Source organism: Desulfovulcanus ferrireducens (genome assembly GCF_018704065.1).
GTDB classification, from domain to species: domain Bacteria; phylum Desulfobacterota; class Desulfovibrionia; order Desulfovibrionales; family Desulfonatronovibrionaceae; genus Desulfovulcanus; species Desulfovulcanus ferrireducens.
Genome location: NZ_JAGUQP010000004.1, coordinates 81,902 through 99,223, shown reverse-complemented (window position 1 = coordinate 99,223; position 17,322 = coordinate 81,902). Strand labels below are relative to the sequence as shown.

Sequence of the window (17,322 nt, the reverse complement as noted above, 5' to 3'; positions counted from 1 at the left end):
CTATGACGGACATACTTCAACCGATCTTTGGACTGTTGATTTTCCCTGGAGGCCTGTTTGCTCTAACCTTTGGACTGTTTCTGAAGGGTCTTGACCGGAAAATAGCTGCCCGATTGCAGAGGCGGGTTGGTCCTCCTGTTTACCAACCTTTTATAGATCTGATCAAACTAGCCAAAAAGGAGATGGTAGTCCCTGAGACGGCACACCTGTGGGGTTTTAGACTGGCGCCATTGTTTGGGTTTGCAGGGATGATGGTGGCTGTAACCTTGATACCTATTGCCGGTGTTTACCAGGGTTTTGAACATTTGGGAGATTTGCTGGTTTTGCTTTATTTGCTGGCATTACCTGCAATAGCCTTGATGGTCGCCGGTTCCGCTTCCAGTTTTCCCTTTGGTGCTATCGGTTTTTCCAGGGAAATGGTCATGATGATGTCTTACGAGTTGCCGTTGGTGATAGTGTTGCTGACTGTCGCTTTGAAGGTCGGACTGGCAACAGGAGGATTAGCAACCTTTTCTTTGCACAAAATAGTACAGTTCCAGCTTGAAAACGGACCATTTCTTTTTGATTACACCATGTTGCCGGCGCTGGTGGCTTTTTTGATCTTTATTCCTGGTAATATGGGAGTAGTGCCCTTTGATATCCCCGAGGCCGAATCTGAAATTGTTGAGGGCCCTATTCTGGAATATTCAGGTTCAGGTCTGGCCTTATTTAATCTAGTGACCTCCCTCAAAATGGTTGTGGTATTGGGTTTAGGCGTAGCCCTCTTTTTCCCGACCCCCTTGAGTGAAGGTTTCTTGCTTAATCTAATATGGTTTTCTCTGAAGTGTTTAGTCCTAATGATAATTTCCATTACACTTGTTCGTACAACTACCGGAAGGCTACGAATCGATCAGGCATTTAAGTTCTATCTTAGGTGGCCAACCTTACTAGCTTTGGTCAGCTTGGTTTTAACGCTGTTACACCGATAACAGGGATGAACTATTATGAAAAAATTACTGCAAAAAATCGTCGGGAAATCACCCTGGTTGTACCGCATCAATGCTGGGTCCTGTAATGGCTGTGATGTGGAACTGGCAACTACAGCCTGTATCCCTCGTTTTGATGTTGAACGTCTGGGCTGCAAATATTGTGGGAGTCCAAAGCATGCAGACATCGTTCTGATAACCGGGCCTCTTACTGTTCGAGTGAAGGATAAGGTTCTGCGTGTTTATGATGAAATTCCCGATCCTAAAGTAACGGTAGCCATAGGAATCTGTCCTATATCGGCCGGGGTGTTTAGAGACAGTTATGCTATTGCTGGGCCTATCGATAGCTTTATCCCGGTAGATGTAAACGTGCCGGGCTGTCCTCCCAGGCCTCAGGCTATTATTGACGGGATACTTGAAGCCATCAAAATCTGGGAAACCAGAATGTAAAGGAGGATTCCCCCATGTCTTCATTTTTAAAAATAGCGCTTCGCAATTTGCTAAAAGGCCCGTCTACAGACCCTTATCCTTTTGGTGAAACTTTTGTCCCCAAGGGACTGAGAGGTAAAATAAAATACAATGCTAAGGCCTGTATAGCATGCGGAATGTGTGAGCACGTCTGTGCAGGCGGAGCAATACAAATCAAGGAAACGGCAGACAAAAGCGGCTTGGAGTTTATAGTTTGGCACAATACATGTGCTTTTTGCGGTCTCTGCGAACATTATTGTCCAACCAAGGCAATCCGCTTAACTGAAGATTTTCATACCGCTCACAGTCAGGAAGACAAATATAGGTACGTGGAGAGAGGATTTATTAAATATGTTACTTGTGCCCGCTGCGCAACACCTATGGTCCCCATTGCTCCAGAGTTAATGACTCTAGCCTATGGTCAGGTTAACAAGGACATTGAGAAATTAAGGCATTTATGCCCGAAATGCCGTCAAAAACAATCGCTGCGGTAAGGCAGAGGAGGGAAAAAGATGGAGCGAAAAATTCAAGAAGATTTTGCAGCAGAATTAACCGAGGCAGTGGGCGAAGGATTCTCCCTGCGCTGGGAAACTGATTCTAAAGGAGTCGTTACTGGCTGGTGCAGGCTAGATGATCACAACCAAATCACCGATGTTGCCCGGATTGTATCAAAATTAGGAGGCCGGGTAATCACCGCCTCAGCATATAAAACGAAGAACGCTCAACAGGCTGAGGTTCGCGAAATAGCATATCATTTTGACCTGGATGGATGTACTTGCACTGTTACAATAGAAATACCGGCTAGTAATGGTAAAGTAAAATCCATTACCCCGATTTTGAAAAGCGCCGACTGGACAGAACGCGAACTGCAAGAATTGTATGGTATCAAACTGGTCGGCCATCCTAATCCAAAAAGACTGTTTCTTGATAGAAGTATTGATGAAGGAATAATGGATAAATTGATTCCCTTATCGGTAGCCATGAATGGTGCCTCTACTAAAACATTGTGGGAGAAGGTCTTTGCCGGCACTTCAAAGGAGGTGAATGGTTAAATGAGCACTTTTACAATACCTGTTGGCCCGCTGCACGTTGCGTTAGAAGAGCCGATGTATTTCAAGGTAGAAGTTGAAGGAGAGACTGTTGTCAGCTTGGATATAACAGCAGGTCATGTACACCGCGGTATGGAATTATTGGCAATGAATCGTAATTTTTATCAGAACATAACTTTAACCGAGCGTCTTTGTTCTCTGTGCTCAAATAGTCATCCCTGTACTTATTGCATGGCCCTGGAGAAGATTGCCGGAATTCAGGTCCCGGAACGAGGCGAATATCTAAGGGTTATTGCTGATGAAATAAAAAGGATGGGATCCAATTTGTTCAATGCCGGCATTTTGGCTCACATCATCGGTTTTGAGTCCTTGTTCATGCATGCAATGGAGATACGCGAGATAGTTCAGGACATTAAAGAGACTATCTACGGTAATCGGATGAACCTGGCGGCTAATTGTATTGGTGGGGTACGATACGATTTAACTACTGAAAAGGTTAAATATATTACGAAGCAGTTAGAGTGTCTTAAAAAATCATTAGATGAACTATACGATATATATACTAAAAATAAATTTGTTCGGGCTCGAACAGAAGGAGTGGGAGTTTTACCTAAAGAAGCTGCTATTCATTATGGAGTGGTTGGCCCTGTGGCCAGGGGGTCCGGTATAGATTATGATGTACGGAAAAAAAGCCCTTATGCTGCTTATGATAGATTAAAGTTCGATGTCCCTGTTGAAGAGGGTTGTGATGTTAGAGCAAGAGTAATGGTAAGATTGCGTGAAATCTTCGAGGCTATCAAGATTGTTGAACAATGTCTGAAAGACTTGCCTCACGGACCAACTTGTATTGATTATTTGCCGGAAATCCCAGCCGGTGAAGCTGTCGCCAAGTCAGAGGCTCCTCGAGGAGAATTGATTTATTACCTCCGCACCAATGGCACTGACACCCCAGAACGCCTTAAGTGGCGAGTCCCTACTTATATGAATTGGGAAGCGCTCCATGTCATGATGCCCGGAAATAAGGTGTCTGATATTCCGCTTATTATTAATAGTATTGATCCGTGTATCTCGTGTACTGAAAGATAACAATTAAATTTAAAAAAAGGATTAGATACTATGCACGAGATGGCAATAGTCGATAATTTATTTAAGATTATCAATGTTAAAATAAAAGAACATCAGATTCAAAAGGTCTTAAAGGTAAAACTAAAAGTGGGAGAGATGACAGCAGTGGAAGAAATGACTTTGACAAAATGTTTTGAAGTTTATGCGCAAAACACTGTTGTTGAAGGAGCAGAATTAATTATTGAACGAGTTCCGCTGCAGGGAAAGTGTCTAGATTGTACCAATGTCTTCCGTGTATATAATTATAAATTTCAATGTCCTAAATGTGAAAGCAGATCGGTTGAAATCATCGCAGGAAGAGAATTGTACATTGAGAATTTGGAAATAGAACAATAGAAAGGAGGTGAATATCATTGGAAAGAATTAAAGAAAATTACTTTATTTATGCTGATCCAACAAAGTGTCTAGGTTGTAAAAGTTGTGAATTGGCTTGTGCTGTTGCTCATGCTGATTCTGACTTACTGACTGCAGTTGCTCAAGGGGTACGATTACAGCCAAGAAACTCAGTTGTTCAATCTAATAACCTGATCATGCCTATTCAATGTAGACAATGTGAAGATGCCCCTTGTGCTCTCGCCTGTCCTACAGGGGCAATATACCAGGAAGAAGGAATGGTTAAAATAAATGAGAAAAGCTGTGTTGGTTGCAAGGTTTGCGTCATGGTATGTCCTTTCGGAGCGATCACGGTAACTGCAGATGAGGCCGAAAACGGTAGCAGTCGAACTAAAAAAGGCAAAGCAAGAAAATGTGATCTTTGTTACAGCAGAATGAAGGATAACAAAGAACTGTCTTGTGCCTGTGTTGAGGCGTGTCCTACCAAGGCAATAATGTTGGTAGATATTGAAAGTTATCGCAAAAAACTCCTTGAGGCTAGAGCAAAGGAAGCTGTGCAAGCCTATAAACACATATGAGGAGGAAGGAATAATAATGAGTAACAAAAGATCTGTTGATCCTTGTGTCGATCAATTGGTTCCCATTGCCAATAAAGAAGGTATTGAAACAGTTTGGGATCGTTATGAGGCAATGAAACCACAATGCGGTTTTGGTCAGTTAGGAGTTTGCTGTCGTATTTGTTGGAAAGGGCCTTGCCGAATCGATCCCTTTGGCAACGGACCACAAAGAGGTGTTTGTGGGGCAGATGCTCACACTATAGTCGCCCGAAACTTGATCCGCATGATTGCAGCGGGCGCTGCCGCTCATTCCGAGCATGGTCGTCATGTGGCCTTAACCTTATTGGCAGCTGGAGAAGGACACGCGCCTGCATACAGGATTAAGGACGAACAAAAATTAAGAAGTATAGCGGAAAAATTAAATTTGGAACCGGCAGGCAAAGATTTAAAGCAACTAGCAAAAGAAGTAGCTTTGGCTAGCCTGGAGGATTTTTCCCGCCAGGAGCGCACTACACCTTGTAGCTGGGCCAAGGAAACCATGACCACTGAGCGGGTAGATAAACTGTGCAAACTTCGGGTTATGCCGCATAATATTGATGCCGTTGTCACCGAAATTATGGGGCGCACCCATGTCGGGTGTGATGCCGATGCAGTAAACGTTATGCTTGGAGGATTAAAGGGGGCGCTGGCTGATTATACTGGAATGTATCTCTCAACAGAACTGTCCGATGTTATTTTTGGCACGCCTGAGCCTGTAGTTACTGCAGCCAACCTTGGGGTGCTAAAGGAAAATGCCGTTAATATAGCGGTTCACGGTCATAATCCTTTATTGAGTGAAATCGTTTGTGACGTAGCCCTTAAAATGAACGAAGAGGCCAAGAAAGCCGGTGCAGAAGATGGCATTAACATTGTCGGTATTTGCTGTACAGGTAACGAAGTAATGATGCGGCGTGGAATTCCTCTGGCCTCTAACTACCTGTCTCAAGAGCTTGCCATTATAACGGGCGCTGTAGATGCTATGGTCGTGGATGTGCAGTGTATTATGCCCTCTATTAGTAAAATAAGCGAATGTTTCCATACAGAAGTAATTACTACTTTAAATGAAAACAAGATTACCGGCGCTACTCATATAGAGTTCCACGAGGATACGGCCTTGGACAGTGCCAAAAAGATTGTAGAGCTGGCAATTGATGCCTTTAAAAGACGAGATAACAGTAGAGTTAACATTCCTTCTTATAAACAAACAGCTATTACAGGCTTCAGTGCAGAGGCGATCATATCGGCTTTGAGTAAATTAGATGCAAATGATCCCTTGAAACCTTTAATTGATAACATAGTTAATGGAAACATTCAGGGCATTGCGTTGTTTGCCGGATGTAACAACCCCCAGACAACTCAAGACAATAGTTTTATTACTATTGCTAAAGAGTTGGCCAAAAATAACGTATTGATACTAGCCACTGGTTGTGGAGCTGGTGCTTTTGCCAAGAATGGTTTAATGACCCAAGAAGCGACAGTGGCCTATGCCGGAGACTCCCTAAAAGCCGTGCTCACTGCTATAGGAGAGGCAGCCGGTCTTAACGGCCCTATGCCTTTAGTACTACACATGGGCTCATGTGTTGATAATACCAGAGCTGTTAAAGTAGCTGTGGCCGTTGCCGACAAGTTGGGTGTAGATTTGGACAAGTTGCCATTAGTAGCCTCTGCCCCTGAGGCTATGGCAGAGAAGGCTGTCGCGATTGGAACATGGGCGGTTGCATTAGGCTTACCAACCCATATCGGAGTCGTGCCTCAAGTTCTGGGGTCTTCTGTAGTTGCTGAATTTTTAACAGAAAAGGCAAAAGATTTGGTTGGAGGTTACTTTATCGTAGAAACTGATCCGAAAAAGGCTGCTGAGAAATTGATTGCTGTAATTAAGCAAAGACGTGAGGGGTTAGGTATTTAAGGTCAATCAATAAGATAAGGGCTCTTCGGAGCCCTTATCCCTAAAAACAAGAATAACAGAAAGGTTAATTATGAAAATAGCGGTTACAGGCAAAGGTGGCGTGGGGAAAACTACAGTTGCCGGGATACTTGCTCGCCTTTTTTCTGATGAGGGCTATCGTGTTTTGGCCGTAGATGCTGACCCGGATGCTAACCTAGCATCAGCTCTAGGTATACCCGAATCCCAATATAAAAAGATAACCCCCTTTTCAAAGATGAAAAAATTGGCTGAAGAACGCACCGGGGCAAGTGGCGGGTACGGCTCGTATTTTATTTTGAATCCTAAAGTGGACGACTTGCCTGAGAAGTATTGTGTGGAACATCAAGGGGTTAAGCTATTGCTTATGGGAACTGTTGAGCAGGGTGGTAGCGGTTGTTTTTGCCCGGAGCATGCGTTGCTCAAAAGCTTGATGAAACACCTTTTGATTGAAAGAGAAGATGTGGTGATCATGGATATGGAAGCCGGTATTGAGCATCTGGGTCGAGGTACTGCTGAGTCGGTTGATGCCTTGTTGGTGGTTGTTGAGCCTGGTCGGAGAAGCATCCAAACCGCTATGCAGATCAAAAGCTTGGCTGAGGATCTAGGGCTCAAAAGAGTTTTTGCGGTGGGTAGTAAAGTAGTTGATGAGGCTGATGTTCAATTTATTAGGAAAAATTTGGTTGATTTGGAGTTGTTGGGTTTTGTTTATCTAAGTGAAGAGGTCAAAAAGGCTGACTTGGAAGGGGTTTCACCTTTTGATGTCGGCGGCATGGTAGTTGAAGGAGTAAGATCAATCAAAGCCCGGTTGGTGGCAAAGTTGAATAATTAGAAAAGTATTGGTCTATACAAAGAAGGAGGTGAGTGAAGCGTAGGTTTACGCGTCTTGCCACAGGGAGAAAGGTTTAGGATTCTGTGGTGCATTTTATAATTTTAAAGATGCAAAGCATAGGCAGAGCATTATTTGTTCGCCCTGCTTCCCTTATATATATTTTAAAAAAACCTTGGTAACGACCTCCTTTGCCTTCCTCAAAAGGGGAAAACGGGGCGAACAAATAATGCTCTGCTTAATTTGGATTTAGAGTCTTTACAAGTTTAGAATACGTGCTTCCATTCAATCTATAATAGGGACGCGGTCTGTTTCATCAGCGCTATTTCCCCTCTTCTTGCCGGCTGGGCAGACAATTTCCTGGTTTTCGTTTTAACCGGATCTTAACGACTTCACCAGAGCAATTGAACCGTACCGGCACTCCGGATACTCCTACTCCGGAAGTAGTAAATCCAGTCACCTGTCTGTAACTCCAAAGCCCTTGGCTGTATTTTCTAGGTGCAGGGCAGTGGGTAAAAACAGGACCTATGGGTGGTATTTGTATCTGTCCTGCATGAGTATGGCCGGCAAGGTAGATATCTGCTCCGTGCTTCGCTGCTTCTTTGTATATTTTTGGAGTGTGGGCCACGAAAATAGAAAACGCATCCTGGGGAACCTTTTCAAAAGCCTGGTCTAGATCGTGGCATTGGTAGTAGTGAGGATCGTCAACTCCAACTATCCAGATTGTTTGTCCTTTATGTTCAATTGGGAGGGCATCATTGAGCAGGACCTTGACCCCAATTTCTTCCAGGAATTCGACCATTTCAAGACAATCATGGTTTCCAAGCACGGCTATTATCCCGTCATTGGTTTTTATGCTGGATATGACTCGCTTTAACTTACCCATAGCATCCAGATATGTACTGTGGGTGGCCATCCTGTAATCTCCACCCAGGATGCAGAGATCCACTGAGATTTGTTCAAGCACAGTTTGTAATCGTTCGGTCAAACCGTTTAGTCCGTCTAGGTGCAGGTCGCTCATAAAGAGGATTGTGTATGCCTCAAAGTTGTGAGGTAGTTTGGGGTGGTTAATGTAGACTTCCCTTAGCTTAAAGTTAAGGGCGTTGGCCATTCCTCTTTTATATAAACCAAGTGTTTTGAAAAAGGTTTGGATAAGCAGGTGATAGAAAAGAGCATCTTCAAAATTGAGGAACTGGCTTAAAATTTTTGATTTGATCCTGCACGAGATCAATTCTTTGAAAACTATCCGAGGCTTAACAGGCCTGGGATAGCCGCTAAATGGCTCTTTTTGAAGAATCGACTTGTAAAATCTGGAGCCCACATACGCGCCGATACAAAAGGCTATCAGAATTGCGAGAAATGTCAGCCAGGAAAACGAAAAGTAATGTTTTAGAAAAAGAAGAGGGAAAAGCCCCTCGAAAAGCTGGTCCAGGCCAGGAACATCATAGCCAGAGGTGAGAGAAAACCTGCGTTTGATGAAGCTGGAGATTAAATCTCCTGCCATACTTAAAATTCCCGCTGTTAGCCCAACCCAGAGGGGGAAGCCAAAGAGAAGGGCGATTCCTCCCCCGGCACCGATAGCGGCTATTATTCCACGAATTGTTTTGTGTCCACCAAAAAGGGGTTTCTTATCCCAGAAGACTTTACCCATGTCTACAGGGGTATTCCACCTGTCTTCCAGAAAAAAGGCCAAAAACGGTGGGGCAAAATTAATCAGCCAAAGCAAAAATAGTAATTTTAAAAAAAACATAAAAATAAATTCTCACTTTTGTGTGGTTTTTTTTGCTTATAAGGCATATTTAACATTAAATACAAAAAAGGGGGTGACAAGCTGTCACCCCCTTCTATGCATAACCATAAGATTATTGTAATGATTCTTGTTAGTTACTCAAAATAGCTTGACAGGTGCTAGTTCCGAAATTCAAAATCCCACATCCCCTTCCATACCGGGGACTAATTTGTTCCTTTTAGTTCTTGGACAAGAGCTTGAAGCTCTTTGACCTCTTCGGCTAAGCCTTGAGTGGCCTGGGCAGAGCGCATCATCTCTTCAGCAGTGGTGTTGGCAATTTCGTTTATGCCTTCCAAAGACCTGCTTATTTCCTCAGTGGCCTGAGACTGCTCCTCGGTTGCCGTGGCGATATTTTGTATTTGAGTGGATGTGTGTTCGGACAAATCCACAATTTCTCTCAAAGTTTCGCCCGATTTATTGGCTAACTCTGTTGCTTTGGCCACAAGGGCCACTGTCCCATCCATATGGTCGATATTCTGCTGAGTAGAATTGATAATTTTACTGATTGTTTCCCCAACCTCGTGTGTGGCCCCCATAGTCCTTTCTGCGAGTTTTCTTACCTCATCGGCCACAACTGCGAATCCTCGGCCAGCGTCGCCAGCCCTGGCCGCTTCAATGGCTGCATTCAAGGCGAGGAGATTGGTTTGATCCGCTATGTCGTTTATAACATCCATAACTTGATTGATGGCCTCCACCTTAACACCAAGTTGGTGTAAATTATCCTTGAGATTCGAGGACATATCGTTAACTTCATCTATGGCATCTATGGCTTTTTTAACAATTTTGAATCCATTGGCAGCTTTGTCCTTGGTATCTCTTGCGCTATTAGCAGCTTCAGAGGCGTTTTTAGCGACATCCATTACGGTCATGTTTATCTGTTCCATAGCGGTTGTCATTTCTTGAATCTGTGACTGTTGAACACGAACCCCCTTGCTAACTTCAGCGACTTTAGTGGAGATTAGATCTGATTCAGTTGTTATCTCCTCGACAATACCTTCAAGTTTTTGGGCTGCCTGGAGCCTCCCTCGTTGGGTGGCCTCCTCGGCTTCTTTGCGGGCCTTGTTGGCTTCGTTTAGAGCCATTTGGGCCTTTTCGGTCTGTTTTTGGGCTTCAAGTCTGCTCCTGTTAGCCTGGTTTATCTTTTCTTTAAGATGTTGGACCATCTGTAAATTGGCCTCAAACAGTTCGTTTAGTTCTGCTTTGAATTTGCCATCGACATTGGCTTCAAGGTCGCCATCAGCCACCTTTTGTGCAAATTGTTTTAGGGACTCGATTGGTTTTATTAACTCTCTTCGCAAGAAATAGAGCATAATAAGTATTACCAATGTAATGGTAGCGCCTCCAACGATAAATGAAGCTTGTTTTAGTGTCCTGACCTCGGCAAATGCCTCATCCCGATCCTTTTTGACGATAAGCCCCCAAACCACGTTTTTTATAGTGATCGGCGCATAAGCTGAGAGAGCGACTTCTCCTCTGTAGTCAACATCGGTCATCAGCCCTGATTTACCAGCCAGGGCAAGGGTGATAGCTTGGCATTGCACCCGTCCTTTATCTGGATTAAGGAAAGATGCCTCTAGGGAGTGATTTTCCGGATCAAGGTATGAATCCGAGCGCATCAGGTAGTCTTGACCAACAAGTATGGTCTCGCCGGTATTTCCAAGGCTTGGGCGCAGGTTCATTAGGGATTTGATTTCCTTAAAGGATATTTTTAGGGCAACAAATCCGGCATTTTCTTGGTCTCCCTTAAGAGGAGAGATCAGGAAGGCAGAGGGCTGATTGTTATAGGGAGGGTAGGGTTTGACATCGGTAAAAACTATTTTTCCTTCTTGGGCAGCAGCACGCCATGACTTTGCCAGATGTGAATCTTTGAGTTCTCCGAATGCCAAATCCTGGCCAATGTCTGGTTTTTTGGCGACAGTAAATATAACCCTGCCATTAGGATCAATCAACAGGACATCTTCGTATCCCAGGATCTTTACATAATATTTCAGGGAAGATCCGTACATCTCATGTAGTTTTTGATAATAAGAATTTTGTACGTCCATTGGCTGACCAGGCTCGACGTCTTCGGACTTGAGGTAGCGCTTAAACTGGGAATAGGCTTTGAGGGTATCCTTTTCTGAAGAAATTTTTTCTAGGTCTATCATCCAGCGGTTAATGATCTTTTGCATGGAGTACTTTTTAAGATCCCTGAGCGATTCAAGCTGAGAATAAGTCCTTTTTTGGAGTATATCTGTCGCAAGATTCACGCTATAATAACCAATAATACACAAAGGAATGGAACTTGCCAGCAAACATAGGGCAATCATTTTTCCTTTTAAACTCAATTTGTCCCTCCTGTATCTTCAAATATTAAAATAAGTTTTTTTCTATAACCATATCGATAAAGGACTGGTTAATAGTCAGGTGCCCAATGAAAAAATGCTATAAAGATAAAATAGATAAGGTATCCCTTATCAAATTGTCAATCTTCAGCAAACTTTCAATATTATCAATATTATGAGATTGATTTTGTCTTTCATTAGATTCATTGAGAGAGTTGTTACTTAGAAATTTTAATGTGATTTTTTATGCAAATAGTATGCCGTCACATGGTTGTTGCTTTAAGCTTGGATAATAAAGTGATGAAAAAATAAGTTGGGTTGTTACTTGTAGTGAGTTAATATTACAAAAATGTTATTTGGGTGTTCGTGGTTTGACATTCTTGTCCTTTTTGGGAAAAAATGAGTAATAATGGTTGGTCACTTCAAGAAAATATATATCGAGCCAACTACAAGAGCCGGCATTAAATGGTTCACGCTACTGAACCTGTACATTGTAATTTTTTGCTTACTTCATAGCCGGGTCTGACGAAGCAGGGAAGTTGGTTCGGCTTCTATGATGAACTTTAACCACGGAGGTAGATTGTTTTGCAGTATAAAATAGTATTTTTGGATCGTTCTACCCTGAAAATAGATATCAAAAGACCTGGTTTCCCTCATCACTGGGAAGAATTTGAGCGGACCAGAGAAGACGAAGTTGTAGCTAGGCTTAAAGAGGCAGACATTGCGATCACCAACAAGGTTCCCCTACGCAGGGCCACCCTAGAGAAGTTGCCCAGCTTGAAAATGATCGCTGTTGCAGCGACAGGCACAGACCATATAGACATAGATTTTTGCCGAGCCCGGGGAATTGTTGTGGCTAATATCCGCGATTATGCCTGTAATGCAGTCTCGGAACACGTTTTTATGCTTATTTTGGCTTTACGGCGTAACTTGCTCGCTTATCAGGAGGATATCCACGCAGGGTTATGGTCGAAGTCTGATCAGTTTTGTTTGTTTACTCATCCTATTCATGATATTCACGGCAGTACCTTGGGGATAATCGGCTATGGAGCACTGGGGCAGGCCGTTGCACGCCTGGCTAAGGCCTTTGGTATGCAGGTGCTTTTAGCTGAGCACAAAAATGCGCAGACTATTCGTTCTGGCAGGACGCCATTTGAAACAGTTTTGAGTGAAAGCGATATTGTAACCCTTCATTGCCCCCTCACCCCCGATACAAGAAATCTCATCTCCCTGCCCGAACTCAAATTAATGAAATCCTCAAGTCTATTGATCAACACTGCTCGCGGCGGGGTAGTCGATGAAAATGCCCTGGCTCTGGCCTTACAGGAAGGTCTCATCGCTGGGGCCGGTTTTGATGTCTTAAGTATAGAACCGCCCCGGGAAGACCATGTACTACTCAAACTGAATCAGCCTAACTTTATCCTCACGCCGCATATTGCCTGGGCAAGTGAGGAGGCCATGAGCAACCTGGCTGATCAGTTGATAGAAAACATTGAATCGTTTGTAAGGGGCAACCCCCAAAATTTAGTCACTTGATTTGTGACTTGGCTGAGTCTAATGAAGAGGATGAAGAAGCATAAGGCTAAGGGCTGCATTAAGAGATTAGATTTATGGGTTAGTTGGTAACTGGACAATGTTTTGTCTATCTACTATCACCCAAAGGCCCTTAGCCTTGCTCTATTTTAATGATGACCTTCTTTTTGTCCTTCTTTGATGCGGTAAATTGCAACAGCAACAATAACTATAAAATAAATGAAAATAGCTGTTACGCCGAATATTCCCTCGGTTGTGCTGTGAGACATATTTTTGATCAGTTCAAGGATAACATCCATTTTTGACCCTCCTCGTTTAGGTATGTTGAAAATTTCACATACTTAATGCCAAAAGTTTATAAAAGTCAATTATTCATGCTCCAATTTCAGTAATTTTAATTTTGGCAGTTAAGACAATTTTTTTGGCTGGTTTTATGAAGATCTTTTATTGTCTGGTCCATTTTTTAGGACCTTCCAGTTCTTGCTGAACTTGGATTGTTGAAAGACTTACATTTTTGTTTACGGGCTGACGTTAAAAAAAGTATCCCTTTCAACAGGTGTAAATTCTGCTTTTTGAATAAGCTTGCAAAGGGCTTTGACGGTTAACCCCCTGGGGGTGTCAGCACCAGCAGCGTGGCCAATCTTCTCCTCGACGATTGTTCCGTCAAAGTCATCAGCACCGTACCACAAGGCAAGCTGTGCAGCCTTGATGCCGGCAAAAACCCAGTAGGCCTTGATATGGGGAATATTGTCAAGGAAGATCCTGGAGATGGCAATCATGCGCAAAAAGTCGAGACCATCGGGGCCATCAGCTTTTAAATTATTATTTGCAGGTTGATACGGCAGAGGAATAAAGCACAAAAAGCCACCGCTTTCATCCTGAAGGTCACGTAAGAACTGGAGATGATTCAAGCGATCTTCCCAAGTTTCAATGTGCCCAAAGAGCATGGTGCAATTGGTAGGAATGCCTTGTTTATGCGCCTCTCTATGGATATCCAGCCAGGCCTTGCCAGAAATCTTTTCCGGGCAGAGTTTTTGTCTGAGTTTCGGATCAAACACCTCGGCACCGCCACCTGGCAAGGCATCCAAACCAGCCTCGTGCAATTCATGCAGTACCTTGCGAGGAGAAATCCCGTATTTTTGGGCCAAAAAAGCGATCTCAACAGCGGTAAAGGCCTTTATTTTTACATCAGGGCGGATCTCTTTTATACTTTTTAGTAACTGTAAATAATAAGAGTAGGGTAGATCTGGGTTTAGTCCTCCTACAATATGGATTTCGGTAATGGGTTCTTTTATCCGGCTACGAACTTCGTCTTTTATTTGCTCTATTGAGTAGGTATATGCGCCGTCTTGGTCAGGGCTCTTGCTGTATGCACAGAATCTGCAAGCATTTTGACAGATATTGGTGTAATTAATATGTTGATTGTATATATAAAAGGCCTGCTGTCCGTATAATTTGCTACGCACCTGATAGGCCAGGCTGCCCAGATCATGAATGGAAGCTCTCTTAACCAGTTCCAGGGCTTCACTTAAAGAAATTCTTAAACCCTGACTTACCTTATCGATGACTTCTTGAGTCTTATTCATAGGTAAATACCCACCGAGGCCCCAGAATTTGCTCTTTGAAAGTAAGCTTACCTAAAAATTTTTCTAACAGTGACGACTTTTCAGGTGGACCCTGCACCAGGGAAATTTCCCCTTTAATTCCAGTTAACAAACGTAAGACATCCAGAGACTTGTTAAATCCACCCAACTCATCCACCAGACCAGCTTCTTTGGCCTGCCGACCGGTCATGGCCCGACCATCAGCCAGGGCCCGTACCTTTTCTATGTCCATGTGCCGTCCTCTGGCCACATCCTGGACAAACTGGTCATGCATATCATTAACCAGAGATTGAAAGTACTTTTTTTCTTCCGGGGTTAAAGGCCGAAATATGGTCCCGGCATTTTTTAATTTTCCACTGGTAACGGTCTGCTCGGCAATTCCCAATTTTTGCATGAGTCCCTGCATGTTGGTGAGTTTTGCCTTGACGCCGATGCTGGCAGTCAAAGTGCCGGGGTTGGCCACAATTTTATGTGCGGCACAGGCAATATAATAGCCCCCGGAGGCAGCCACAGAGCCCATTGAAGCCACGACCTTTTTTTTCCGGGCCAGGGCTTGAAGAGCAGCATAGATTTCTTGGGAAGGACCAACAACTCCGCCGGGTGAATTAATTCGCACAATGACCCCTTTTATGGCATTATCCTTGGCCAGTTCGTCAATCCAATTGGTAATACGCAGGGAATCAGCTATCAGACCATTTATATGGACCACACCGACCTTGGTTCCGAAAAATGAATTTCTGTGGGCCTTAAAAAAGAAGAAATTAAAAACGGCCATGGCCCCGATGATCAGGACCATAGCCGTTAGAATTAAAGCGAAGCCAAAGAGCAAAGGATGCTTTTGGCTGAATTTAAGTTTATTCTCCATCCTCTTGTTCTAATTTCTGGCGGATAAGTTCGCCCAGGTTACTTCCGGCAGCAGAACCGGACTTGTTTTTAAAATCCTGAGCCCGTTTTTTCTCTTCTTCCTCCTGGAATTGCTTGATAGACAGTCCAAGTCTTCTTTCGTCCGCACTGACATGGATGACTTTGGCTTGGATATCCTGGCCTTCCTGGAAGACTTCTTTGGGATTCTTGATCTTTTTGCGGCTCATTTCTGAGACATGGACCAGTCCTTCAATGCCTTCCTCCACCTCTACAAACAGGCCGAAGTCAGTAATATTGGTGATTTTCCCAACCACTGCTGTACCTACAGGGTACCGGTTAGGAACTTCCAACCATGGATCCTCGGTAAGCTATTTGATGCCCAAAGTGAATTTCTCATTTTCTTTGTCAACTGTAAGCACTTTGGCCCGGACAATGTCGCCAACCTTGTACAGTTCATTGGGATGACGGATTTTCTTGGTCCAGGAAATGTCCGAAACATGAATGAGACCATCGATGCCGTCTTCAATACCAATAAACAGTCCGAACTCAGTGATGTTTTTGATGGGAGCCTCTAAGATAGTTCCTTCAGGATATTTTTCAGCGACTATATCCCAGGGATTGGGATTGACCTGCTTCATGCCTAAAGAGATGCGTTTGCGCTCAGCATCCACACCCAAAATGACCACCTCAACTTCATCACCGACCTTGACCATCTGTGATGGATGCCGCAGCTTCCTGGTCCAGGACATCTCTGATATGTGTACTAAGCCTTCAACTCCGGAATCCAATTCCACAAAGGCTCCGTAATCGACCAGGTTAGTAACTTTACCAGTCAGCTTTGCGCCTTCTGGAAAACGCTCTGTAATATTTGCCCATGGATCGGGGACAAGCTGTTTGAGACCCAAAGAAACTTTCTTCTCTTCTGGATCAAAACTGAGAACTTTTAATTCTAGTTCATCTCCGAGTTGGACCATCTCCTTGGGGTGCTTGATCCTTTTCCAGGACATATCAGTTATATGTAATAAGCCGTCAACCCCGCCTAGATCGATGAATACACCATACTCAGTGATATTTTTTACTTTCCCCTTCACTACCTGTCCTTCAGCCAAGGTGCTCAAAAGTTCTTCGCGTTTCTTTTCCCTTTCTTCTTCAAGAAGGACGCGGCGGGAGACAATGATATTGCTCCGACGGCGATTAATTTTGAGGACACGAAAATCAAATTCCTGGCCGACCAAAGCGTCCATATCTGGAACAGGCCTTAAATCAACATGAGAACCCGGCAAAAAGGCAATGATCCCACCTAAGTCAACATGATAACCACCTTTGATGCGTTTTATAATACGTGCCTTGATAGTACCGTTTTCTTCCATGACCTGTTCTAACTCATCAAGGAGTTTAAAACGCCTGGCACGTTCATAGGAAAGAGTGATGGCACCCTCAGCTTCATCTTTGGACACGACAAAGACGTCAACTTTCTCGCCTTCTTGCACAGTGAGATTGCCATCGCTGTCTAGAAATTCTTCAATGGGAATCTGACCTTCGGATTTGAAGCTGACATCGACCAGGACATAGTTTTTTGTGATCTTGACAACTTCACCAGAAATGATGGAGCCATCTTGGACTTCATCAAAGTCAGAGTTTAAATACTTTTCTAGTTCAGCTTCAAAGTTCACCTCCATGTCGAGATCAGGTTTTGTTTCCACCAAGTTGTTTGTGTTTTCCATAAAAACCCCCTAACACACAATAATTTGAGTTTTTCTAACAGATACGACTATAGATGGCAATAAGTTTATGAGGGTTTGATAGTTAAAAAGTAAGGAGAATAGCAGTGTTGAGCCTGAGTGTGGCGAAAGCTAGAAGGATGGGACACCAGAGTGAAGGGAAATTTTTTAGTCTTTAATCCTTAGCTCGTTGTTTTAAAT

Annotated in this window: 15 protein-coding genes and 1 pseudogene; 10 read left to right on the top strand and 6 right to left on the bottom strand. The window is 43.6% G+C overall.

Annotated features, from left to right (window positions below):
- Nucleotides 1-2: 2 nt before the first annotated feature.
- From KFV02_RS02650 to KFV02_RS02610, 9 genes are all read left to right on the top strand, one after another.
- A complete protein-coding gene (locus KFV02_RS02650; protein ID WP_252379984.1) occupies nucleotides 3-968 on the top strand; it encodes a respiratory chain complex I subunit 1 family protein in 966 nt (321 codons plus the stop codon).
- Between the two features lie 15 nt (nucleotides 969-983).
- Nucleotides 984-1,415, top strand: coding sequence for an NADH-quinone oxidoreductase subunit B family protein (locus KFV02_RS02645; RefSeq protein ID WP_252379983.1), 432 nt, complete (start codon nucleotides 984-986; stop codon nucleotides 1,413-1,415).
- A 14-nt stretch (nucleotides 1,416-1,429) separates the two neighbouring features.
- Entirely contained in the window at nucleotides 1,430-1,927 is a 498-nt protein-coding gene (locus KFV02_RS02640) for a 4Fe-4S dicluster domain-containing protein (protein ID WP_252379982.1), read from the top strand.
- An 18-nt stretch (nucleotides 1,928-1,945) separates the two neighbouring features.
- Nucleotides 1,946-2,485: an NADH-quinone oxidoreductase subunit C gene (locus KFV02_RS02635; RefSeq protein ID WP_252379981.1), complete on the top strand. Its 540-nt coding sequence runs from the start codon at nucleotides 1,946-1,948 to the stop codon at nucleotides 2,483-2,485.
- Nucleotides 2,486-3,568, top strand: a complete 1,083-nt coding sequence (locus tag KFV02_RS02630; RefSeq protein WP_252379980.1) for a hydrogenase large subunit — start codon at nucleotides 2,486-2,488, stop codon at nucleotides 3,566-3,568.
- 30 nt (nucleotides 3,569-3,598) lie between these two features.
- On the top strand, nucleotides 3,599-3,943 hold the full coding sequence (gene hypA / locus KFV02_RS02625) for a hydrogenase maturation nickel metallochaperone HypA (RefSeq protein WP_252379979.1): 345 nt from the start codon (nucleotides 3,599-3,601) through the stop codon (nucleotides 3,941-3,943).
- Nucleotides 3,944-3,960: 17 nt separating this feature from the next.
- Nucleotides 3,961-4,518, top strand: a complete 558-nt coding sequence (locus KFV02_RS02620; RefSeq protein ID WP_252379978.1) for a 4Fe-4S dicluster domain-containing protein — start codon at nucleotides 3,961-3,963, stop codon at nucleotides 4,516-4,518.
- Between the two features lie 16 nt (nucleotides 4,519-4,534).
- Complete coding sequence (gene cooS / locus KFV02_RS02615) at nucleotides 4,535-6,442, top strand: anaerobic carbon-monoxide dehydrogenase catalytic subunit (protein WP_252379977.1); 1,908 nt, start codon at nucleotides 4,535-4,537, stop codon at nucleotides 6,440-6,442.
- 70 nt (nucleotides 6,443-6,512) lie between these two features.
- Nucleotides 6,513-7,289 (top strand): ATP-binding protein, encoded by a 777-nt coding sequence (locus tag KFV02_RS02610; RefSeq protein WP_252379976.1) that lies wholly within the window; start codon nucleotides 6,513-6,515, stop codon nucleotides 7,287-7,289.
- A gap of 319 nt (nucleotides 7,290-7,608) precedes the next feature.
- Here the strand turns inward: KFV02_RS02610 and KFV02_RS02605 are convergent, their stop codons facing one another.
- Nucleotides 7,609-9,036 carry a CDP-archaeol synthase gene (locus KFV02_RS02605; RefSeq protein ID WP_252379975.1) on the bottom strand — a complete coding sequence of 476 codons (1,428 nt, stop codon included), beginning with the start codon at nucleotides 9,034-9,036 and terminating at the stop codon, nucleotides 7,609-7,611.
- A 203-nt stretch (nucleotides 9,037-9,239) separates the two neighbouring features.
- The gene (locus KFV02_RS02600) at nucleotides 9,240-11,402 is read right to left on the bottom strand and encodes a methyl-accepting chemotaxis protein (protein ID WP_252379974.1); all 2,163 of its coding nucleotides are present in this window, start codon (nucleotides 11,400-11,402) and stop codon (nucleotides 9,240-9,242) included.
- A 582-nt stretch (nucleotides 11,403-11,984) separates the two neighbouring features.
- Between KFV02_RS02600 and KFV02_RS02595 the strand changes: the two genes are divergently transcribed.
- The gene (locus tag KFV02_RS02595) at nucleotides 11,985-12,935 is read left to right on the top strand and encodes a D-2-hydroxyacid dehydrogenase (protein WP_252379973.1); all 951 of its coding nucleotides are present in this window, start codon (nucleotides 11,985-11,987) and stop codon (nucleotides 12,933-12,935) included.
- Between the two features lie 146 nt (nucleotides 12,936-13,081).
- On the opposite strand, the gene KFV02_RS02590 is transcribed toward KFV02_RS02595, so the two are convergent.
- The 4 genes and pseudogenes from KFV02_RS02590 to KFV02_RS02575 all read right to left on the bottom strand — a co-directional run bounded on the left by KFV02_RS02590 (nucleotide 13,082) and on the right by KFV02_RS02575 (nucleotide 17,124).
- A complete protein-coding gene (locus tag KFV02_RS02590; RefSeq protein ID WP_252379972.1) occupies nucleotides 13,082-13,231 on the bottom strand; it encodes a hypothetical protein in 150 nt (49 codons plus the stop codon).
- Nucleotides 13,232-13,450: 219 nt separating this feature from the next.
- The gene (mqnE, locus tag KFV02_RS02585) at nucleotides 13,451-14,518 is read right to left on the bottom strand and encodes an aminofutalosine synthase MqnE (protein ID WP_252379971.1); all 1,068 of its coding nucleotides are present in this window, start codon (nucleotides 14,516-14,518) and stop codon (nucleotides 13,451-13,453) included.
- Entirely contained in the window at nucleotides 14,511-15,401 is an 891-nt protein-coding gene (gene sppA / locus KFV02_RS02580; protein ID WP_252379970.1) for a signal peptide peptidase SppA, read from the bottom strand. The genes mqnE and sppA overlap by 8 nt, the downstream gene beginning before the upstream one ends.
- Nucleotides 15,391-17,124: pseudogene (locus tag KFV02_RS02575) on the bottom strand (30S ribosomal protein S1). The gene sppA and the pseudogene KFV02_RS02575 overlap by 11 nt, the downstream one beginning before the upstream one ends.
- Between the last annotated feature and the right edge of the window lie 198 nt (nucleotides 17,125-17,322).